The organism is Streptomyces sp. NBC_01498, from assembly GCF_036327775.1.
Lineage (GTDB): Bacteria > Actinomycetota > Actinomycetes > Streptomycetales > Streptomycetaceae > Streptomyces.
Genome location: NZ_CP109598.1, coordinates 1,170,769 through 1,189,862 on the forward strand (window position 1 = coordinate 1,170,769; position 19,094 = coordinate 1,189,862).

At 70.7% G+C, this 19,094-nt stretch carries 22 protein-coding genes and 3 pseudogenes; 10 read left to right on the top strand and 15 right to left on the bottom strand.

Going from position 1 to position 19,094, the window contains the following annotated elements:
- Positions 1 to 134: 134 nt before the first annotated feature.
- On the top strand, positions 135 to 2,477 hold the full coding sequence (treY, locus tag OG875_RS04560; RefSeq protein WP_330172920.1) for a malto-oligosyltrehalose synthase: 2,343 nt from the start codon (positions 135 to 137) through the stop codon (positions 2,475 to 2,477).
- 961 nt (positions 2,478 to 3,438) lie between these two features.
- Here the strand turns inward: treY and OG875_RS04565 are convergent.
- Together OG875_RS04565 and OG875_RS04570 are read right to left on the bottom strand one after the other, a co-directional pair.
- Complete coding sequence (locus OG875_RS04565; protein ID WP_330172921.1) at positions 3,439 to 3,987, bottom strand: hypothetical protein; 549 nt, start codon at positions 3,985 to 3,987, stop codon at positions 3,439 to 3,441.
- A gap of 137 nt (positions 3,988 to 4,124) precedes the next feature.
- A complete protein-coding gene (locus OG875_RS04570) occupies positions 4,125 to 4,673 on the bottom strand; it encodes a DUF1707 and FHA domain-containing protein (RefSeq protein WP_330172922.1) in 549 nt (182 codons plus the stop codon).
- Positions 4,674 to 4,801: 128 nt separating this feature from the next.
- On the opposite strand from OG875_RS04570, the pseudogene OG875_RS04575 reads away from it, so the two are divergent.
- The 5 genes and pseudogenes from OG875_RS04575 (at position 4,802) to OG875_RS30955 (ending at position 9,940) form a co-directional block, all read left to right on the top strand.
- Positions 4,802 to 5,726: pseudogene (locus OG875_RS04575) on the top strand (GNAT family N-acetyltransferase).
- A 139-nt stretch (positions 5,727 to 5,865) separates the two neighbouring features.
- Positions 5,866 to 7,656: a malto-oligosyltrehalose trehalohydrolase gene (treZ, locus tag OG875_RS04580; protein ID WP_330172923.1), complete on the top strand. Its 1,791-nt coding sequence runs from the start codon at positions 5,866 to 5,868 to the stop codon at positions 7,654 to 7,656.
- 70 nt (positions 7,657 to 7,726) lie between these two features.
- A pseudogene (locus OG875_RS04585) lies at positions 7,727 to 8,706 on the top strand (aldo/keto reductase).
- 167 nt (positions 8,707 to 8,873) lie between these two features.
- Positions 8,874 to 9,266: pseudogene (locus tag OG875_RS04590) on the top strand (amino acid ABC transporter substrate-binding protein); the annotation flags it as partial.
- 434 nt (positions 9,267 to 9,700) lie between these two features.
- The gene (locus tag OG875_RS30955; RefSeq protein ID WP_443079063.1) at positions 9,701 to 9,940 is read left to right on the top strand and encodes a helix-turn-helix domain-containing protein; all 240 of its coding nucleotides are present in this window, start codon (positions 9,701 to 9,703) and stop codon (positions 9,938 to 9,940) included.
- A 166-nt stretch (positions 9,941 to 10,106) separates the two neighbouring features.
- Here OG875_RS30955 and OG875_RS04595 read toward each other — a convergent pair whose 3' ends face one another.
- Positions 10,107 to 10,337 (bottom strand): hypothetical protein, encoded by a 231-nt coding sequence (locus OG875_RS04595; protein ID WP_330172924.1) that lies wholly within the window; start codon positions 10,335 to 10,337, stop codon positions 10,107 to 10,109.
- Positions 10,338 to 10,505: 168 nt separating this feature from the next.
- On the opposite strand from OG875_RS04595, the gene OG875_RS04600 reads away from it, so the two are divergent.
- Positions 10,506 to 10,754: a GntR family transcriptional regulator gene (locus OG875_RS04600; protein WP_330172925.1), complete on the top strand. Its 249-nt coding sequence runs from the start codon at positions 10,506 to 10,508 to the stop codon at positions 10,752 to 10,754.
- Positions 10,755 to 11,242: 488 nt separating this feature from the next.
- Here the strand turns inward: OG875_RS04600 and OG875_RS04605 are convergent, their stop codons facing one another.
- From OG875_RS04605 to OG875_RS04620, 4 genes are all read right to left on the bottom strand, one after another.
- The gene (locus tag OG875_RS04605; protein WP_330172926.1) at positions 11,243 to 11,416 is read right to left on the bottom strand and encodes a hypothetical protein; all 174 of its coding nucleotides are present in this window, start codon (positions 11,414 to 11,416) and stop codon (positions 11,243 to 11,245) included.
- A gap of 519 nt (positions 11,417 to 11,935) precedes the next feature.
- The gene (locus tag OG875_RS04610) at positions 11,936 to 12,121 is read right to left on the bottom strand and encodes a hypothetical protein (protein ID WP_330172927.1); all 186 of its coding nucleotides are present in this window, start codon (positions 12,119 to 12,121) and stop codon (positions 11,936 to 11,938) included.
- On the bottom strand, positions 12,118 to 13,137 hold the full coding sequence (locus OG875_RS04615) for a hypothetical protein (RefSeq protein WP_330172928.1): 1,020 nt from the start codon (positions 13,135 to 13,137) through the stop codon (positions 12,118 to 12,120). Before OG875_RS04615 ends, OG875_RS04610 begins: the two co-directional genes overlap by 4 nt.
- Positions 13,138 to 13,534: 397 nt before the next feature.
- Complete coding sequence (locus tag OG875_RS04620) at positions 13,535 to 13,663, bottom strand: hypothetical protein (protein ID WP_330172929.1); 129 nt, start codon at positions 13,661 to 13,663, stop codon at positions 13,535 to 13,537.
- A gap of 375 nt (positions 13,664 to 14,038) precedes the next feature.
- On the opposite strand from OG875_RS04620, the gene OG875_RS04625 reads away from it, so the two are divergent.
- From OG875_RS04625 to OG875_RS04635, 3 genes are all read left to right on the top strand, one after another.
- On the top strand, positions 14,039 to 14,299 hold the full coding sequence (locus tag OG875_RS04625) for a hypothetical protein (protein ID WP_330172930.1): 261 nt from the start codon (positions 14,039 to 14,041) through the stop codon (positions 14,297 to 14,299).
- A gap of 201 nt (positions 14,300 to 14,500) precedes the next feature.
- A complete protein-coding gene (locus OG875_RS04630; RefSeq protein ID WP_330172931.1) occupies positions 14,501 to 14,926 on the top strand; it encodes a hypothetical protein in 426 nt (141 codons plus the stop codon).
- Between the two features lie 24 nt (positions 14,927 to 14,950).
- Positions 14,951 to 15,379: a hypothetical protein gene (locus tag OG875_RS04635; protein ID WP_330172932.1), complete on the top strand. Its 429-nt coding sequence runs from the start codon at positions 14,951 to 14,953 to the stop codon at positions 15,377 to 15,379.
- Between the two features lie 57 nt (positions 15,380 to 15,436).
- Here the strand turns inward: OG875_RS04635 and OG875_RS04640 are convergent, their stop codons facing one another.
- The 8 genes from OG875_RS04640 to OG875_RS04675 all read right to left on the bottom strand — a co-directional run bounded on the left by OG875_RS04640 (position 15,437) and on the right by OG875_RS04675 (position 19,084).
- Positions 15,437 to 15,604 carry a hypothetical protein gene (locus OG875_RS04640; protein ID WP_330172933.1) on the bottom strand — a complete coding sequence of 56 codons (168 nt, stop codon included), beginning with the start codon at positions 15,602 to 15,604 and terminating at the stop codon, positions 15,437 to 15,439.
- 2 nt (positions 15,605 to 15,606) lie between these two features.
- Positions 15,607 to 15,969: a hypothetical protein gene (locus tag OG875_RS04645; RefSeq protein WP_330172934.1), complete on the bottom strand. Its 363-nt coding sequence runs from the start codon at positions 15,967 to 15,969 to the stop codon at positions 15,607 to 15,609.
- On the bottom strand, positions 15,966 to 16,406 hold the full coding sequence (locus tag OG875_RS04650; RefSeq protein ID WP_330172935.1) for a hypothetical protein: 441 nt from the start codon (positions 16,404 to 16,406) through the stop codon (positions 15,966 to 15,968). The genes OG875_RS04645 and OG875_RS04650 overlap by 4 nt, the downstream gene beginning before the upstream one ends.
- Positions 16,407 to 16,787 carry a hypothetical protein gene (locus OG875_RS04655; RefSeq protein ID WP_330172936.1) on the bottom strand — a complete coding sequence of 127 codons (381 nt, stop codon included), beginning with the start codon at positions 16,785 to 16,787 and terminating at the stop codon, positions 16,407 to 16,409.
- An 87-nt stretch (positions 16,788 to 16,874) separates the two neighbouring features.
- Complete coding sequence (locus tag OG875_RS04660) at positions 16,875 to 17,717, bottom strand: N-acetylmuramoyl-L-alanine amidase (protein ID WP_330172937.1); 843 nt, start codon at positions 17,715 to 17,717, stop codon at positions 16,875 to 16,877.
- A gap of 62 nt (positions 17,718 to 17,779) precedes the next feature.
- The gene (locus tag OG875_RS04665) at positions 17,780 to 17,911 is read right to left on the bottom strand and encodes a hypothetical protein (protein WP_330172938.1); all 132 of its coding nucleotides are present in this window, start codon (positions 17,909 to 17,911) and stop codon (positions 17,780 to 17,782) included.
- Positions 17,904 to 18,416 (bottom strand): hypothetical protein, encoded by a 513-nt coding sequence (locus OG875_RS04670; protein WP_330172939.1) that lies wholly within the window; start codon positions 18,414 to 18,416, stop codon positions 17,904 to 17,906. The genes OG875_RS04665 and OG875_RS04670 overlap by 8 nt, the downstream gene beginning before the upstream one ends.
- The gene (locus OG875_RS04675) at positions 18,413 to 19,084 is read right to left on the bottom strand and encodes a hypothetical protein (protein ID WP_330172940.1); all 672 of its coding nucleotides are present in this window, start codon (positions 19,082 to 19,084) and stop codon (positions 18,413 to 18,415) included. The genes OG875_RS04670 and OG875_RS04675 overlap by 4 nt, the downstream gene beginning before the upstream one ends.
- Between the last annotated feature and the right edge of the window lie 10 nt (positions 19,085 to 19,094).

The following is a 19,094-nucleotide window of genomic DNA, read 5'->3' on the forward strand; positions in this document are numbered from 1 at the left end:
GCGGGGGCCGAAGGGCGCGGGGGCAGGACGCGAGGGTGCCGGTGGTGGCGGCTCGGGCGTCGGCCCGGTGGCGAGTAGATGCCGAATGCGTGAGCGGATGACAGAGACGCCGCTCAGCGGGTACGTACGTTCGCATGACGCCCTCTGCCACCTACCGGCTCCAGCTCCAGCCGGACTTCCCGTTCGCCGCCGCAGCCAAGGCGGTGCCGTACGTGGCCGCGCTCGGGGTCTCGCACCTGCATCTGTCCCCGGTGCTGGAGGCCGTGCCGGGCTCCACCCACGGGTACGACGTCGTCGACCACTCCCGGGTCCGCGAGGAGCTCGGCGGTGAGGAAGGGCTGCGGCTGCTGGCCGATCGGGCCCGTGAGCACGGACTGGGGATCGTGCTGGACATCGTGCCCAACCACATGGCGACCGCGCCCCGGCACAACAAGGCCCTGTGGGAGGTGCTGCGGGAGGGCCCCGCGTCGCCGTACGCCCGCTGGTTCGACATCGACTGGGCGGCGGGCGGCGGCAAGCTGCTGCTGCCGGTGCTGCCGGGGCCGGCCGGCGGGGAGCTGGACGAGCTGCGCGTCGTGGACGGTGAGCTGTGCCACGGCGAGCAGCGCTTCCCGCTCGCGGCCGGCACGGAGGAGCTGCCGCTGCCCGAGCTGCTGGACGCCCAGCACTACCGGCCCGCCTGGTGGCGGCTGGGCCGTACGGAGCTGAACTACCGGCGTTTCTTCACCATCTCCGAGCTGATCGGGGTGCGGGTGGAGGACCCGGAGGTCTTCGCCGCGACCCACGCCAAGATCCTCGAACTGGTCCGGGACGGCGTGGTGGACGGGCTGCGGATCGACCACCCGGACGGGCTGGCCGACCCGGAGGCGTATCTGCGCCGTCTCAACGAGGAGACGGGCGGCGCCTGCTGGACGGTCGTGGAGAAGATCCTCACCGGTGACGAGCCGCTGCCCGCGAGCTGGCCGGTGGCCGGGACGACGGGGTACGACGCGCTGCACCGGATCGACGGGCTGTTCACCGACCCGGTCGGCGCCGACGAACTGGCACTCCGTTTCCGGGACTTCACCGGCCCGGCGGGCGACCGGGGCGGTTACTGGGAAGCGACGGTGCGCCGCGCCATGTACAAGGTGGTCATCGACGAGCTGGCCGCCGAGACCGAGGCACTGGGCCGGCTCGCGGACCGGATCTGCGCGGCCGATCTCGCCCTGCGGGACCACGCCCCGTGGGCGCTGCGCACGGCGATCCGGGAGCTGCTGGTCCGGGTGCCGGTGTACCGGCCGTACACGGTGGCGGGCGGGCCCTGCCGGGAGTCCGACGAGGCGGCGGTGTCGGAGGAGGCCGCGCGGCAGGCGAAGGCGGCGTTCGCGGTGCCGGAGGAGTCGGCGGCGGTCGACGTCGTACGGGAGCTGGCGCTCGGCAGGCTGGGCGGCGGGCCGGACCGTACGGCGTTCTGCGCGAGGTTCGCCCAGACGTCGTCGGCGCTGCGCGCGAAGGCCGTGGAGGACACGGCGTTCTACCGCCATGTGCCGCTGCTGTCGGCGAACGAGGTGGGCGGCGATCCGGGGCGGCCCGCGGTGAGCCCGGAGCGGTTCCACGCGTACTGCGCGCGGCTGGCCCGCGACTGGCCGGCCACCGGCACGGTCCTGACCACGCACGACACCAAGCGCAGCGCGGACGTACGGGCCAGGATCAGTGTCCTGTCCCAGTGCCCCGACCGGTGGGGGGCGCTGCTCGGGCAGGTGGCCGGGGTCGCCGCGCCTGACGCCCAACTGGCCTGGACGGCCTGGCAGACGGCCGTCGGCTTCACCCCGGCGCAGGCGCCGCCGGACGGCGCCCGGATGGCACCGGCACTGCTGAAGTCCGTCCGGGAGGCCGGGCTGCACACCAGTTGGACGGAGCAGGCCCCGGTGTACGAGCAGGCGGTCCGGGACTTCGTCGCGGCGGGCCCGGCGGGCCGGCCGCGCGAGGCGGTGTCCCGCCTCGCGCGTGAACTGGCGCCGCACGTGCGGGCGAACGCGCTCGGCGCGGCGCTGGTCCATCTCACGATGCCGGGCGTGCCGGACCTCTACCAGGGGACGGAGCGGGAGTATCTGGCCCTGGTCGACCCGGACAACCGCGAACGGTTCCGTACGGGCCCGCCGGACGAGAAGACCGTCCTGACGGTGGCCGCGCTGTCGCTGCGCCGCGAACGCCCCCACGCCTTCGCGGAGTCGGCGACGTACACCCCCCTGGAGGCGACGGGCCCGGCGGCGGACCACTGCACGGCGTTCGTCCGCTCCGGCGAGGTGATCTCGGTGGTGACGCGCCTGTCACTGCGGCTGACCGCCTCGGGCGGCTGGTCGGGCACGGTGCTGGAACTCCCGGCGGGCCGCTGGACGGACGCCCTGTCCCCGGACCGCGAGTTCCCGGGCGGCCCGGTCTCCCTGACGGAACTGCTGTCGGCGAGCCCGGTGGCGCTGCTCTCGCGCCGCGAGTGACCGGGAAAGGACGGGGGCGGGTGCCACCCGCCCCCGTGAACACCCCCACGCCGCGAACAGCCCGGGAGGACGGGGGCCGGGGCGACCCGCGTACGTGGATACCCCAGCGCCACAGGTGCCCCTGACGGACGAGAACCCGGGCCGCCCGCGACGTGCATGCCCCGCGCCGCAGGTAGCCCGGGAGCGCGAGGCCAGGGCCACCCGCCTACGGGAACGTTCCTGCGCCACGAACAGCCCGGGAGGACGGACAGGGCTGAGGGACCGCCTGCGTACGTGGACACCTTCCGGGCCACGCGTAGCCCGAAAGACGAGAACCCGCGCCGAACAACCCGGAAGAACGAACGCCAGGACCACCCGCGACGTGCATGCCCCGCGCCCGCAGGTAGCCCGGTTCATGATGTTGCCGGACACCCGGCCGACGTACGCATCCCCGCGCCCCAGGTAGCCCGGTTCATGACGTTGCCGGACACCCGGCCGACGTACGCATCCCCGCGCCCCAGGTAGCCCGGTTCATGACGTTGCCGGACACCCGGCCGACGTACGCATCCCCGCGCCCCAGGTAGCCCGGTTCATGATGTTGCCGGACACCCGGCCGACGTACGCATCCCCGCGCCCGCAGGTAGCCCGGGAGCACGGGGCCAGGGCCACCCGCCCACGTGAATGCCCCAGCGCCACAGGTGCCCCTGACGGACGAGAACCCGGGCCGCCCGCCCGCGTGAAGACCCCCGCGCCACGCGTAGCCCGGAAGGACGAACGCCAGGGCCACCCCACCCGGTTACGTGGATGCTTCCCCCGCCGGACCCGGCCGCGGAGGTCGCGTGGCCCGCGTGCGTACGAGGGTCCGCCGGACGGGGCACCCGCGGTGCCCCGCCGTGAACGTCACGTACGCGCAAGGGCCGACGTGGGTCCACCGCAGCGGCGGACCCCGGCGGCAGCCGGGCTGCCGGCCGCCCGCAACGCCCTAACCGCCCGGCGGCGGAGGGTGCTCGTCCTCCGGGTACTCCTCCGCCAGTTCGCGTACGTCCTCGTCCGACGACGCCCGTGCGAACTCCCGCAGGCGGGCGATCAGAGCGGGCGAGTCGATGTCCTCCAGCAGCAGCCCGAGCGCCCGCAGGGCGAGGGCGTCGTCGCCCTCGTCCCGCAGCGTGGCCTCCATCAGTGCGCCGATCTCCGCTTCCATGCCCCGTGTGTACCGCTCGCCCGCGCGGCTCAGCCTGCCGAGGACCAGCCGGGCGAAGATGCCCGGCCTGCCCAGGCTCAGCGAGCACGAGTACAGCTCGGGCAGGACGGCGCGCACCAACTGCGGCCGGTTCCAGCCCACCTGCGTCAGCAGGTCCAGCGCGGCGAAGAGCCCGGTCCCGTCCCCGCCCGCCAGTGCCTTGCGCACCGCCGGCAGCGGATCCGTCTCGAACAGCTCCCGCTGCGCGACCGCCAGCCTGCCGCTCGCCTTGGTGTAGGCGTCCCAGGCCCGTTCCGCGTCGGTCCTCGTGTCCTCGTCGAACCAGCCCATGGTGTCCCCCGTACGTGTGGTCCCGTACCTGGGACCGTCGGCGCCGCGCGAAGGTTGCCCGGTCCGCCGCCCGCACGACAGGCGCCCGCCCACGAACCACACCGCCCGCCCGCGTACCCCCCGCCCGTGAAGGGCCTTCAGCGTGCCGCGAGCCGGAAGCTCAGTTCGCCGAAACTCACCATGTCCCCGGCGCGTACGACGACCGTGCCCGTCACCCGGTGGCCGTTGACCGTCGTGCCGTTGGTCGACCCCAGGTCGCGCAGGATCCACCGCCCGCCCCGCATGCCGAGTTCGGCGTGGAGCCGCGAGACGGTGTCGTGGCTGAGCCGCAGCCCGTTCCTCGGGTCGCGGCCGATCAGCAGCGGGTACGGGCCCGGCACCGGCAGCAGCAGCTTCGGGAGCCGTTCGGCCTGCCAGGCCCTGCGCAGCCGCCCGGAGAACGCGGACGCCCGCCCCACCGCGCTGAACAGGCGCCGTGACCACGGCCCGTCGGTGTCCAGGTCGGCGGTGAGCACGTCGAGTTCGTCGGACCTGCGCGCGGCCAGTGCCAGGTCCATCCGGCGTATGAAGGTGTCGTGCGAGAGCCTGCCCTGGGCCACCCCTTCTCGCAGGACGTCGAGCACACGGTCGCGCTCGGCGTCGGAGAGCCGCGCCGGATACGTGTGGAACTCGAACGAGGACGTCACATGACTGATTGTCGGGCCGAGTCCTTGACGTGTCCAGAAGGGCTCAATTCGGTGACGAAATTGATTCGCACGGCAGGTTGTCCGCCCTCTACGGTGAGCGCCCCCTGCCGCCTGGAGGCTCAACTCCCGTGACCGATCCGGTCTTCCGTCCGCTCACCGACTCCGAGGCCCCGCTGTTCCGTTCGCTCTCCGACGCGGGGCTCGTCGGCCGCGCGATCACCGGGGTCGGGTACCGCACCGCCGCCGAGGGCGGCGACTACCGCCCCGAGTGGAGCTGGGTGGCGCTCCGCGACGGCGAGGTGGTGGGGCGGGCCGCAGGACCCCCGGCCGGCGCTGCTCAACTGGTTCGACGTCGCCGAGGGCGAGGAGGACGCGGGGGCCGAACTGCTGCGCCGGGCGCCGTGGCACGTCGAGTACGAGCTGATCGCCCCCGCCGGCTGGCGCGAGGACCCGGCGCTCCGCAAGGCTGTCGGGTCCCGGACCCGCGCCGCGCAGGCCGCGGGGATGACGCCCCTGGTCGAGCGCTTCCAGTACCGGTGGACGTCCGATCTGCCGCTGCCCGCCCGTCCGGGCCGTCTGGAGTTCCGCCCCGAGCCCGACGACGACGTGATCCTCGACGTGCTGCGACGTGTCCACTCGGCCACGCTCGACGCGCACGCGCGGCGCACGACCGAGGAGTCCGGCCTGGACCGGGCGGCCCGGGACGAGCTGGACTTCTTCCACTGGTGCCCCTCCCCGCGCGAGTGGTGGCGGCTCGCGTACGACACGGCCGGCGCGCTCGTCGGCATCCAGGTGCCCGCGCACAACCCGTCGGGGCCGTGCGTCGCCTTCGTCGGGGTCGTACCGGAGCAGCGCGGTCACGGGTACGCGTACGACCTGCTGGCCGAGTGCACGCACGTGCTGGCGGAGAACGGGGCGCGGTTCGTCGCGGGTACGACGGACCGGGGGAACGTCCCGATGGCCGCGCATTTCACGCGTGCCGGCTATCCCGTGGTCCAGGAGCGGATCCACCTGGCGCCGGGCCGGACCGGCTCCCCGCCCGACCGGTTCTGACCGGATCCGGTCGTGTCCGCCGAATCGACGTGATCATCGGGCCCGTTGCCCGCACTCTTGTCACCATGAGGGTCTTGTCACCAGCAGGGTGACGAGCGCCGACGACGACAACCACCGTGACCACGGAGAGGGAGCACCCGTGCAGTTCGAGGTCTGGGCACCGCAGGCGCGGGACGGCGTCGCCCTCCATCTGGCAGACGCGGCGGACGCGGCCGACGGGGCGGGCGCCGGCCGGGCGGGCACCGAGCACGTCATGACCCGGGACCCCGCGCGCGACGGCTGGTGGGCCGCCGAGGCCCCGGCGGCCCACGGCACGCGCTACGGCTTCGCCCTGGACGACGGCCCCGTGCTCCCGGACCCCCGCTCCCGCCGCCAGCCCGACGGCCCGGACGGGCTCAGCGCGGTCGTGGACCAGGACACGTACGCGTGGTCCTCCCCGTGGCGCGGCCGTCCGCTGCCGGGGGCGGTGCTGTACGAGCTGCACGTCGGTACGTTCACCGGCGAGGGCACCCTGGACGCGGCGGCGGCGCGGCTCGCCCCGCTGGCCGCGCTCGGCATCACGCACGTCGAGCTGATGCCGGTGTGCCCCTTCCCCGGGACGCACGGCTGGGGGTACGAGGGCGTGTCGCTGTGGGCGGTGCACGAGCCGTACGGCGGCCCCGAGGCGCTGAAGCGCTTCGTCGACGCCGCGCACGCCCTGGGCCTCGGTGTGGTCCTCGACGTGGTGCACAACCACCTCGGCCCGTCCGGCAACTACCTGCCGCTGTTCGGCCCGTACTTCACGGACACGCACCACACCCCGTGGGGCTCCGCCGTCAATCTGGACGCCCCCGGCTCGGACGAGGTCCGCGCGTATCTGCTGGGGAGCGCGCTCGCCTGGCTGCGCGACTACCGCCTCGACGGGCTGCGTCTCGACGCCGTGCACGCCCTCGCCGACACGCGGGCACTGCCCTTCCTGGAGGAGCTGTCCACCGCCGTCGACGCGCTCTCCGCCGAGCTGGCCCGGCCGCTGTTCCTGATCGCCGAGTCCGACCTGAACGATCCCCGGACGACGACACCGCGCCCGGGGGGCGGTCTCGGTCTGCACGCCCAGTGGAACGACGACTTCCACCACGCGCTGCACACCGCCCTCACCGGCGAGTCCCAGGGCTACTACGCCGACTTCGCGGCCCGGCCGATGGCCGCCCTGGCCAAGACGCTGAGCCGTGCCTTCTTCCACGACGGCACGTATTCGAGCTTCCGGGCCCGGACGCACGGGCGCCCCGTCGACCCCGCCCGCACCTCCGCCCACCGTTTCCTCGGCTACGCGCAGACCCACGACCAGATCGGCAACCGCGCGCTCGGCGACCGGCTGTCGGCCACCCTCTCCCCCGGTCTGCTGGCGTGCGCCGCCGCGCTGGTGCTGACGGGGCCGTTCACGCCGATGCTGTTCATGGGCGAGGAGTGGGGCGCCCGGACACCCTGGCAGTTCTTCACCGACCACCAGGACCCGGAGCTGGCGGAGGCCGTACGGAACGGCAGGCGGCGGGAGTTCGCGGCGCACGGGTGGGACGCCGAGTCCATCCCCGACCCGCAGGACCCCGCCACCCGGGACCGCTCGTGCCTGGACCGGGCGGAGGCGGCCCGTGAGCCGCACGCCCGCCTGCTGGCCTGGCACCGGGACCTGATCGCGCTGCGCCACAGCCACCCGGACCTGGCCGACCCGGACCTGGCGACGGTGAAGGCGGCGTACGACGAGGGCGCGCGCTGGCTCGCGTACCGGCGCGGTGATCTGCGGATCGCACTGAACCTGTCGGACCGGCCCGCCGAGATCCCGCTGGCCGGCGGCACCGGCCAGGTCCTGCTGGCCTGGGACCCGGTCGAACCGCCGGGCGCCGACGGGGTGTTGCGGCTGCCGCCGGAATCCTGCGCGGTGCTTGCCGGCGGCTGAACTCCCCGCGCGGCGGTGCGGGGCACGGTGATTCACCTTCGCGTGCGCTCCAGCGTCCGGCGTCGGACCCATGAAGCAGCGAAATCTCGGCAGGACAGGGTTGCGCGTCAGCGAGCTCTGTCTCGGCACCATGACGTTCACCAAGGACGACGTGGCGGGCGCGCACCGTGTCCTGGACGCCTTCACGGAGGCCGGCGGTACGTTCCTGGACACGGCGGACGCGTACGGCCGCGGCGTCGCGGAGGAGGTCCTCGGCGGCCGGCTGAAGGGCCGCGCGACGGGCTCGTCATCGCGACGAAGGTGGCCCTCCCGATGGGCGAGGGCCCCAACGAGGGCGGTCTGAGCCGCAAGCACGTCGTCGCGTCGGTGGAGGCGAGCCTGTGCCGGCTCGGGACCGACTACATCGATCTCTACCAGACGCATGTCTGGGACGTCCGGACCCCGATCGAGGAGACCCTCGGCACGCTCGACACCCTGGTCACGGCGGGCAAGGTCCGTCACCTGGGCGCCGGCAACGTCTCGCCCGGCCAGCTCCAGCGGTCGCTCGACGCCGCCGACCGGCGGGGCTGGGAGCCGTACGTCTGCCTCCAGCCGGTCTACAACCTGCTGGCCCGCGAGGTGGAGTGGGAGTTGCTGCCGCAGTGCGCGGAGGCGGGCGTCGGCGTGATCCCGTACAGCCCGCTCCAGGGCGGCCGGCTGACCGGCGAGTAACGGCGCGGCATGACGTCCGTCCCGCCCGGCAGCCGCGAGGCGGCCCGTGGCGGTGAGGACTGGCGGGCGCGGGACAACGACGCGACGTGGCGGGTCGTGGAGACCGTGGAGGCGGTGGCCGCCGAGGCGGGGCGCACGCCCTCGCAGGTGGCGCTGCGCTGGCTGCTGGAGCGGCCGGGTGTCACGGCCCCGATCGTCGGCGCCCGGACACTCGACCAGCTGACGGACAATCTCGGCTCCGTGGGCTGGGAGTTGACGGACAGTCAGACAGCCCGGCTGGACGAGGCGAGCGCGCGCCCGCTGCCGTATCCGTACGACGTGCTGTCGCGCTTCCGCTGACAGCGGCCGGCGGGCGGCCGGTCGGTGGCGGCCGGTCGGTGGCGGGCGGGCCGTGGGGGCGGGTGTCGTGGCACACCGTTCACCGTGCCGCAACACTCGTTCCCAGCATGCGGACAGCTGTCGGGCATCTCTCGACAGACCGCCCCGGGCACTGCGAGTCTCCCGCTATGCATCTCGCCAACCGTTCCCTGGTCACCGCCCTGTGCTCCGCCGTCGTCCTCTGCGCCGCCGTGGCCGGCTGCTCGCCGCAGCCCGAGACGAACACGTCCGGCAAGGAGAGCGCCAAGGAGGGCTCGAAGCAGGGCTGCGCGCCCGGCGGGCTGGACACCGAGGTACCGGGAAAGCTGACCGTCGGCACCGACAAGCCCGCGTACGCCCCCTGGTTCGACAACGACGAGCCGTCCAACGGCAAGGGGTTCGAGTCGGCGGTGGCGTACGCGGTGGCCGAGCGGCTCGGCTACGACCGCGCCGCGGTGGTCTGGCAGACCGTGCCGTTCAACAGCTCCTTCGCACCCGGCGCCAAGACGTTCGACTTCGACATCAACCAGGTCTCCATATCAAACCTTCCGATACCGAACAGAGCGGCGTATTCGCGAGGCGACAAGAGATGCGCAGCCGTTTGATCTAGAGGTTTCTAGAGGCCGTTAGAGGCTCATCGAGCCTTCTTTCCATGATCATCTCCCATTCGTCTCCCACTCTCCCACCTGCGGGTGGGGCGACCAGGACGGGGCTGCCACCTGGAGGGGTGGTCCGACCGCCCCGCCCTGGCCGGTCTGTGGGTGTGCGACGCGAGGCTCGGGTCATCAAATGGGAGATGAGATCGCCCGCCCCGGCCGGGGGTGCTCGGCAGAGGGCGGGCGATCGTCTTGGGCCAGGCCCCCAGGATGCGCGGCATTCGGGGCTGCTGGGCGTGGGATCACCGAGACCTTCACGATCTTGAAAAGCGGCAGTTCTGCTGCTGACAAGTGATCATGAAGCCTAAAGCGTTTACCGGGTGGCAGAAGACCATCCACCGTGGGTCCTGAAAGACCGCCAAGAAGTTGCGAACCGAATTCGGGGGTGGCGGTCAGACCGCAAGCTCACACAAGAGGAGCTTGCCCACTTGGCCGGCGTGGACCGGAGCACGGTTCAGCGCCTGGAGTCCGGTAACTGGGAGGTGAAACTCTCGACCTTGTCCCGGTTGGCGCATGCTCTCGGCGTGTCCATGGTGGTGCTCCTCGATCGACCTGGCTGAACGCGAGTCAACCTCAAATTTTGCTCAGGTAAAAGAGTGCGTCCCACATCCGTATGCACAGGTGCCGTGTGCGGGGTGTGGAAGAGTTACCGAGAGTTCGGTTCTACCCAAAGCCCCGGCCGCCGGGCCCGCCGAGGCGGCGCCGGCCGAGGCGGTCCTTGGGGGGTCACGCGTCGGCTTTGGCGGCGTTCCACGCGGCCTTCAGTTCAACAGCCTTGGAGCAGTCGACGCCCTCGAAACGGCAGGTGCTCTGGCACTGCTCGGTGGTGTGGGTGATATAGGCCCGCCATGCCTGGTCGGCCCGCATGCGGGCGGTGTCGACAACAGCCTGCAGGTGTCCGTTGCCGCCGCTCTCTTGCCATTCCCGCCGGATGGGGCCGTCGGTAGAATCCGCCATGGCGTGCTCCTCATCGAGCGTCGTCCATTCCCCCGGACCGGTCGCACGGTTGCGGGGGTTCGTCTTGTGGCGTCTACCTTAGAGGAGTGAGATAGGTGGTATGGGTTGGATGGGCTGTCTGATCCGTCTGATCTCGCCGAGTCGGCGTAGTCGACCTAGCGTCGGATCATGGATTGGCAGCCGGAGATTCCCAGGTGGCGGCAGGTGTACGCCCTCATGGAGGAGCGCATCGACAACGGCACGTACCCGCCGGGCACTCGCCTTCCGTCTGCACACGATCTGGTGGAGGAGACGGGCATCGGTCAGGTGACGGCGAAGCGTGTGCTGCGGGAACTGCGCGAGGCGAAGCTGGCGTACATGGAGCCGGGGATCGGTACGTTCGTGAGCCGGCTGCCCGAGGCGCCGCCCGCGAGATAGTTCGCGCGCATGGTCGGGACGCAGCTCCGCCCCGCCTGCGGTGCATCACGTCGCGGGCGGGGCGGGAAGCAATCCCCTTGTTCGCGGGCCCGCAGGCCCTGGGGGTTGATGGGCGCAAGTCTACGGGCGGGCGCTGGCAACGGGTCGGGGCTCATCTCAGGACGAAGTCATCGGGGCGAGCATCCTGAGCCCGTCGCACTGCGTCGGCCGCAGTCCTCAGGGCAGCCCCGAAGGCAGCCGTACCCGCTGACGTGTTCACCGCACCGCCGTTCCCGAGCAACTGGGGGAGCCGCACCACGATCGGCGCAGTGCGGTCGGCTGCGGCGGCGAGAACGGCGCTGGCCTGTCGTGCCAAGTTCAGACGCCACTCGGGGAGCGGTGCGGCCGGGACGAATGGACCGGACTCCCCGTCATGGCGCAGGAGCTGATGCAGGGTGCGGTCGGTGTTCGGGTACGGGCGGTGGTTCACGGGGCTCCTTGAAGGTTGGTCAGACTCGGTCCAGGACGACGTGCCCATCTTCGGTTAGCCGCCGCCAGAACGTCCCCTCGGACTCGTGGGCCGTTGCGGTCGCCAGCACGGGGTCCGACGTCTCGGCGATAAGGTCCCAGTCGCCCTCGCGCGGCGACGCCTTCACCGAGCCGTACACGCGATAGACACTCACGACACCCTCCTGTGGAAGTCGGTCTCGCCGCCGACGGGGGTGACAGCGGCGAGACCACGACCAGTGTGGCAGCAGAGCACACAGACCGGGAGGGTTCGGACTAACCCGGCGAACGCCCGGTGCGTGGACCGGGGGCGGTAGTACGGTCGTCTGGCCACCCGGGGATATGCGGCTCCACACCCATCGGCGGGGGTGGAGCCGCCTACGTGCGTTCGGGAGCGGACGCCGAAGAACTGCGCCGTCGCCGGGTACCTGACCCCGTGGGCCATGAAGTACAGGATGGTGGCCTCTCGGTAGCCGAGTTGTTCCATCGGCTCTACGCGGCGGTGGCGTCACGAGGGTCGCAGAAATGCGACTTGGGGGTGCCTCCCCGTGGGGAGCCGGGAAGGCGGTGGCCCCGCCGGCGCGCAGCACACGGCGGGGCCAGATGCGGGGGTCACAGCCTGGGGGGCTCAGATCCGCGCAGAACCACGATGCACCTGAACCAGCCACACGGGAAGACGTATGACCGGAATTACGTCAGTCAGTCAGCGGTTCCAGCACCTCATCGAAGGCACTGAACCGGCGGCCGTCGTCGAGTAGGACCTCCACCCAGCCCTCATCGTCGTGGTGCACGGCCGTCACGGTCCCCGGCGTGCCGGCCGGGAGATCCGGCTCGTCCGCCCAGAACTGAACTCGGTCATCAAGGGCGAAGGTAGTGGTCACAGTCCGATGTCCTCCGATGCGGCGTCGGTCCACTTGTCGGCTTCGCGGATGTAGCCCCAGAAGGCGGGGCTGTTCTCGGCGTGGCCGGACTGGGCGCGGATCTTCTCTTCGCGCTTGCCCGCCTTGCGGCTGGTGGTGATGAACCCTGCCCGCATGCTGTGCCCGGTCAAGCGAACTGTGACGCCTGCGCGTTCGGCGTTCCGGGCGATGATCTCGCGGCACGCTTCGGCGGACAGGGCACGGTCGCCCATGTGCCCCCAGACGTCGATGGGCAGGAAGGCGGGCCCGTGGGTGATGCCGCTGGCGGCTCGCCAGGTGAGCCATGCGCGGACGGGGCAGGTGTCGACGTTCTTGCCGTAGGCGACGACGACGTCTCGGGGCGGGCGTCCCTTGACGGCCGGGACGTGGACGTCAAGGCCGTTGCTGACGTGGACGATGGCCTCGGCTCGGAGTGCGGCGACTTCGGCGGAGCGGCCTGCGATGCCGAAGGCCATGAGCCAGAGGGCGCGATCGCGTAGCCCGGTGAGTCCGTCGGCGACGGCGGCGTTCATCTGCCGTAGCTGCTCTGGTGTGACGGCGGCGGCTTTGCCCCGGCCGCGCGCCATGCGGTCGAGGTCGTTCTTCAGTGGCTTGAGCGCTTGCCGCGCGGCGACGGTTGCGACCTTGGGCACCTCAACGCCGAGGCTGCGGGCGGTGACGGTGACTCCGGTGATCCTGCGGTCGATGGAGTTGGGGGCGGCGAGCTTGATGGTGTCGAGCCAGACGACGAATCCGACGAGGGTGCCCTTGGTGACGGCGGTCAGCGGCAGCGCCTGTCCGGTCCGTTCGGCGAGCCAGCCGTGGAACTCTTCCCAGAGTGCCCAGTCGTTGGCGTAGCCGCGCTTGGTGTTGTGGGGGCGGATGGCGTCGAGGTGCTTTTCGGCTGCCTCTTCCATGGCGGCGAGGACGGCGAGCGTCGCAGCGTCGTAGACGGCGGGGGTGGCGTCCGGTTGGCGCGGGACGAGGTCGTCGCTCATCGCTCAGCCTCCTGCCGACCGGAGACGGTCGTGTAGTGCAGGACCCAGAGCGCCTTGGTCTCCTCCGTCGACCACGCAAGGCGTGCACCGCAGGAGCAGGCCACGGACGATCCGCGCTCACCTTCGTTGTCGGTCTGGGGTGTGTGATCCCGCAAGGCACCTACGTGGGTGGGGCACAGGTGGAGACGGAAGCGGCCGAACGATCGACGGGACCTGACGTCGATCTCTTGGAGACGTCGACGGCCTGCCTTTACGGACGGCAGCGGAGGGTGGGAGTGGTGGGCGATGCTGTCGACTGTGGTCCAGCCGTGGGGGACCTCGTTGGTCTCGGAGAGGTCAAACACTGTGCAGTTGGCTGCGTCGCATCGGAACCGGTACGTGCGCAGGACTTCGGCGGTCACGCGTCCCCCTCGTCGGCTGCTTCGATGTGGAGGCCGGGGAGTTGAGGGTCGATGGAGTAGCGGCGTCCGTCGGAGGTCGTGAGGTCGAACTCCAGGCCGCGCCGGTCGCCTGCGGTCCACTGCATGGCGTCGGTGACCGTGGCCTCGAACGTGACGCGGACCTTCGTGCCTTTGCGAGCTAGGGCCCTGAGGCGGGCCTCCTCATCGTCAAGGGCGTGGAGGCGGCGCTGTTTCGGAGTCGAGGTGATGGCGACTTGGGTGGGATGCAGTCCCGGAACGGGCTGCTCGCAGCGGCAGGCTGGGGCTTCCGTCGGCGGCTGCACCTTGCAGGACTTCAGGCACCTCTGGCAGTACCAGAATAGATGCATGGACTCGTTGTCAGCGGGACTCTGAGGCATAGCTAATTGTACCGTTTTTACGCCCGCGATATGGCATGTTATCGAGGGTGGCCATGAGGCTGAGTCCGCCCAACTGTCAGTGGAGCAAGGCAGACTCGCGGCATGGAACAGAACTATGAGACCGAGGCCGTGGTGGTCATCGACGGCGAGGAGATCGCCGCTTACGCGCGCTTCACCGTCAGCGCCGACAGTGTGCCCAAGTGGTGGGCCGGCACGCTGGAGTCCGAGGACTCGGCTCTGGCCTTCAAGCTGGTGAACGGCAGCAGGACCACGCTTCGCCTCGCCGACGGGAAGGAAGGGACCATCATCCCCGTTCGTGGCGCTGGCGTTGCTTTCAGGGGCAGCGGACAACCACCGACCTAGACGCCCCCGACGCCCCCGCCCCCAGCACCCCACCACTGGGGGCGGGGGCGTCGGGGTCCCCAGCGCATAAGTGAACGTTATGCGCTAGCAACGACGCTCGTTCGCATGAACCCGAATAGACGCTGGACTAACGAGAACCGTCGCGCTATCGTCACCTTGTAAGTCAGGCATCTATCCACGTTCAACGTAACGGGAGGCCCGTTGAGGATCACCGTCACAGTCGAGGAGCCCACCGGCGACTTCCAGGGGCAGCTACTTGCCCTGCTCGCCAAGCACGCCGGGCGAATCGAACTCGACACCACCTGGACACCCGAGCGAGCCGAGCGGTACTGCCTGGCCCTCCCCGATCGCGCCCGCCGCATCGTGAAGGAAGCCGCCAACCGTGACGGCGGATATGTCAGCGCCGACGACCTGCGGGACCGTGAAGACAGCAGCCTGCGCGGCCACAGTGCCGCCCTCAAACGACTCCTCGACCGAGGGGCGCGGGACGGCTGGTGGCCCAACGGCATGGAAGCGCCTATTCAGGCGCAGGGTCCCGGCTTTGGCAAAGTCGTCGGCTATCGCATGCCAGACCATCTCATCGAGGTATTCCGCAGTGCAGTCAACAAGCCCTCCCGAGACTGGTAACCCACACCGAGAAACGAGGATCACATGATCAGCGACTCGGGCCGTTACTGGTCCGCAGGTATCGCTGTCACCTGGGTGCCAGCCTCCGTCTTGATCGGCGAAGGGCTCTACGGCGGTTGGCATGCCGTGCTCACCTACTACGACGACGGATTCTTCGACACCGACCCCGAAACGGGGCAGGTGTCGACGTGGGGCACGCTCCGCACTCGCTCCCCGGTGCGTGACGCCAAGATCCGCAGTGGGCTTTCAATCGCCGTCGATGCCCTCCTGGCTGATGCGCAACGGCTCGGTATCGAGTTCCCGGCCGACTCGGGATCGGGGCCCCAACTGGGCTACGAGGAAGACATGGACCGTGAATATCACCCGCCGCCCAAGGGATGGCGGGAGACGCTGACCGCCGAAGCTGAGCGCATCGGCTTCCAGTCCTCCGCGACGCCCACGGAGGAGAACTGACATGTGGCCGCACAGCGCGAAGCCCCGCCCACCCCTCACGGGGCGAGCGGGGCTTCGTCATGCGCCATCGTCCGGCACGGGCGGCCAGGCCGATTCGAGGAACGGCGCGATGGACGGCGACGGCACCGGCGGCTCCTCCGCCAACCCCAGTTCCACCATCGTCCCCAGATCCGCCGCCGCCTCATCCACGCGCGGCACATGCAGGCGCTGGTCGTCGTCAGCCACAGTCACACCCCAGTTCGGTTGTACTCATCCACCAACGGATGCACCGGCTCAGGCGTAATGCCCTCGCGTTCCATCTGGCGGGCCCACCTCTCATGCGTCGACCAGAAGGCGAGCACCACCTTCTCCAGGCGGGACATGCGCCCCCGAAGACTGCCGTTCTCCTCGTCCACCCGCCGCACCGTCGCCTCCAACACGGCCAAGTTCGCCTGCTGTTGGGCCGGCGCCGCAGTCGCCAGAGCAGCCGCCTCGTTCGCCGCCGCGGTGGCTTGTGCGGCGCGCACCGTGGCGCGGGCCATGAAGAAGCCCCCGCCCCCGAGGACGCTTCCCCCCGCCCCGATCAGCGCCGCCCACTCCCCAACGTTCATGGGGCCGTACCTTTCCGGGGCCGTCGAGGTGCTGGGGGAACCGAGTACTCGGGCACCCCGGACGCCCACATGATGATCCCGACGATCGTCAGGTACCAGACCGCGACGAAGCCGCCGCGGGAGTAGTCGCCGCCGACTGCTGCGGCGGTGTAGGCGAACGCCCACATGGTGGGGGGTGCGTAGGCGGTGAGGAAGCCTGCCCAGTCGCGGCCGACGCGAAGGAATCCCGACGCGCACGCCACTGCCCCTGCGCCGATCCAGAGCCACGCCCATGTGCTGAGCGGGCAGCGGTCCGTGAGGATCTGTAGGCCGGCGGTCGACGGCGGGTCGGTGATCATGCCCGAGCCCCAGCACACCTGGCCAACCCCGACGATCATCAGGAACACGCCCCGGCGGCCGAGGTGCTTCCGCGCCCGCCGCAACAGCAGGCACCTCACCTAGACGCCTACGGTGGGCTGCTTGACGGGGCTCGACCGCTCCAGGGGCGTCTCGGCCACCGGGGCGGTGACCTTCTCCCGCAGCCACAGGGTGACGATCGCGGCGATCGCGGCCATGACCCGGCTCTGGTCGTCGGCAGACCAGTCGAGCCCGAGACCGACGCCGAGCGCCATTCCGGCCTGCGCGAACTGGACGATCGCGGCGGCGAGTGCGCCGTTCTTGAGGACGATCGCGGTGATGACGCCGACGGCCGCCGCCGACAGCGCGTTGATGGCGGTCTGGGTGCCGTCGGAGATGTCGACGCCGAACGCGGACAGGGACTGGAGCGCGGCGGCGATGAAGCCGAGGAGGTAGACGGGCTCTCTGCCGAAGATTCTCATGGTGGTGTCCTTCTGTTGGTGGGTGCGGCTTCGGGGCGCCCCGAAACGCGCAGGCCAGAGACCTTTTTGTGGATGTGCGCAAAATGGTCAGGCCGAGGCCCCGTTGATGTCGACGTCGACCTTGATGACCGCGTCCGTGATTGCCTGCTGCACCGCCGCGACCACCGCGGTGGTGTCGACGCCGCTCCCGACGAGCTGCGCGAGCCGCGCGATCGCCGCCGACTGCCCGGCCTCTACCGCCGCGTTCGCCCGCACACGCGCCTGGATGTCACGCAAGATGCTCTGCGGCTGCCAGTTCGGGTTGGTCTTCACGTCCGCCGCGTCCGCCGGCGCCGCGAGGCCGTCGGTCTTCCAGACGGCGTTGAAGATGTCGGTCTTCGTGATGGCGGCCATGGGGTCGTCCTCCTCGGGGGTGGTGCTGCCGTTCGGTCGGGGTGCGCCCTCCTGGACCCACGCGTACAGCGCGGCTCCGGGGCAGGTGGTGGCGTAGCCGTCGCGGTGCCCGCCGAGCCAGTCGCCGGCCGGGCCCTTCTCGCGGCAGTACTCGATCGTGTCGCGGATTCCATTCAGTTGCGGGTCGGTCGGCGTCGTCAGGCCGGACGACCCGACGAGCGCGCACACCGCGTAGTTCTCGTCGTTCAGCGTGGTGTTGCCGTTCGCCGAGTTGCGGCGTTTGAGGCCGCGTCCCTCGAACGAGTAGCCGTGGGTGCAGACGACGAAGCTGTATCCGATGTCGGACCAGCCGTTGTCGTCCATGTGGCTGGCCTGCAACGACCGCACGTAGGCGGCGCACTTGTCGTGCGCCCGATCCTTGTACGGGGCGCCGAGGTAGTGGACCTTCACGCCCTTGCGGGCTCGGCCGTAGGGCGTGGCCCCGTTCGGCGTCCGGTAGGCGCGGGCGCCCCACTGGGCGCGCGTGACGAGCTTCATGAACCCTCCTCGGGCATGAAGGAAGCCCCGGCCGTTGGCTCGGGGCTCGGGATGCGGGTGGGTTACGCGGGCGGCGGCTTCTCGGTCGGCACCGGCGGCTCCTCGGCCATGCCGAGGTCCACGAGGGTGTCGAGGTCGGCTGCGCCGTGTTCGAGGCGGCGGATCACCGGCTGCTCGTTGGTGTCGTCAGACATCGCTCCCCGTCCAGCGCCGTACTGCGAGGTGTCCATACTCCTGGTCCACCGTGAGAATGTCGCCGGACCGCCAGGCGGTGGAGTGGGCGTCTGCCCGCAGGACGACGACGATTCGGTGACCATCCGGCCAAGTCGCGGGCACCCGCCAAGTGGTGGTGATGTGCAGCGGCATGTGATGCCGGTCGCGGCTGACGTTGTCCCCGTTGTAGCTGGAGATCCGCGTCCACGGCCCGGCTGTTCCCTGGCCGCTGTCGCAGTCGTAGGCCCACAGGTGGTAGCCGACGCCGACGGTATAGCCGGGTTCCCCGCGGTTGCGTCCAGTGTCGTTGGTGACCCTGGCGCGGGCGTTGACCGAGAGGACGTCCCCTGCTGCGGCCGGGATGATGAGCCGCGATACGGTCCGGTACGTCGACGTGGACAGGTCCACGGGCAGCGTGCTGGCGGTGACCTCGTCGGTTCCCCACTCGGCTGCGAGAGCCAGGCCATCGGTGCTGATGACGGTCATGATGCGGGGCTCACAATCAGCTCACGGAGCGCGAAGGTGGCGGTTGCCGCCGTCACTGAAGTCCGGTGGAGGAGGCGGGTGTTGTACACGGAGCCGGGCGTAAGACCGGTCAGGAGATGACTCACTCCGTGGCGAGAGAATGTGTTGCCGTAGTTGCTCGGACCGAGTCCGTCGGATGCGTCCTCGATGATCGACCCACTGCCGGGGGTTCCGCCCGATCGGGTCTGAGGGGCGACCAGGCAGCCGGATGTCGACGTTTCGTTGATCATGCGGGCCGAGGTCTTGATCTCCACCTTGCCGGTCACCGGGGCGGTGAAAACGACCTGGCAGTGCGCGTAGGTCCCGGATGATGCGGTCGTCGTGTAGCTGGTCGACAGCACGTCGTATGACGACGACTGCTGGTCGGAGACGGTGTCCGTAACGCCGATGGTCATCTGCCGCCAGGCAGTCCCGTCATAGATCCACTTCTGGTTTACGTCCCGCAGCCACACCTCCATCCCCTCCACCGGGGATGTCAGGGTCGCGGCCCGCGCCGAGGTGCTGGCGAAGGACATGTTGACCTTCGCGGCAAGGGCGTTGGCGATGGCCGACGCCAGCGTCGCGGCGTCCGGCACGTCCTGCAAGGACGCGATCATCACGTCCTGGTCGTACTGATCTTCCGTGGGCACGCGAGCCCCC

Coding starts and splice junctions, on each gene's coding strand:
- treY (WP_330172920.1), top strand. CDS start 135: ATGACGCCCTCTGCCACCTACCGGCTCCAGCTCCAGCCGGACTTCCCG.
- OG875_RS04565 (WP_330172921.1), bottom strand. CDS start 3,987: ATGGGCTGGTTCGACGAGGACACGAGGACCGACGCGGAACGGGCCTGG.
- OG875_RS04595 (WP_330172924.1), bottom strand. CDS start 10,337: ATGGCGGATTCTACCGACGGCCCCATCCGGCGGGAATGGCAAGAGAGC.
- OG875_RS04600 (WP_330172925.1), top strand. CDS start 10,506: ATGGATTGGCAGCCGGAGATTCCCAGGTGGCGGCAGGTGTACGCCCTC.
- OG875_RS04615 (WP_330172928.1), bottom strand. CDS start 13,137: ATGAGCGACGACCTCGTCCCGCGCCAACCGGACGCCACCCCCGCCGTC.
- OG875_RS04620 (WP_330172929.1), bottom strand. CDS start 13,663: ATGCAGTGGACCGCAGGCGACCGGCGCGGCCTGGAGTTCGACCTCACG.
- OG875_RS04625 (WP_330172930.1), top strand. CDS start 14,039: ATGGAACAGAACTATGAGACCGAGGCCGTGGTGGTCATCGACGGCGAG.
- OG875_RS04635 (WP_330172932.1), top strand. CDS start 14,951: ATGATCAGCGACTCGGGCCGTTACTGGTCCGCAGGTATCGCTGTCACC.
- OG875_RS04645 (WP_330172934.1), bottom strand. CDS start 15,969: ATGAACGTTGGGGAGTGGGCGGCGCTGATCGGGGCGGGGGGAAGCGTC.
- OG875_RS04655 (WP_330172936.1), bottom strand. CDS start 16,787: ATGAGAATCTTCGGCAGAGAGCCCGTCTACCTCCTCGGCTTCATCGCC.
- OG875_RS04660 (WP_330172937.1), bottom strand. CDS start 17,717: ATGAAGCTCGTCACGCGCGCCCAGTGGGGCGCCCGCGCCTACCGGACG.
- OG875_RS04665 (WP_330172938.1), bottom strand. CDS start 17,911: ATGTCTGACGACACCAACGAGCAGCCGGTGATCCGCCGCCTCGAACAC.
- OG875_RS04670 (WP_330172939.1), bottom strand. CDS start 18,416: ATGACCGTCATCAGCACCGATGGCCTGGCTCTCGCAGCCGAGTGGGGA.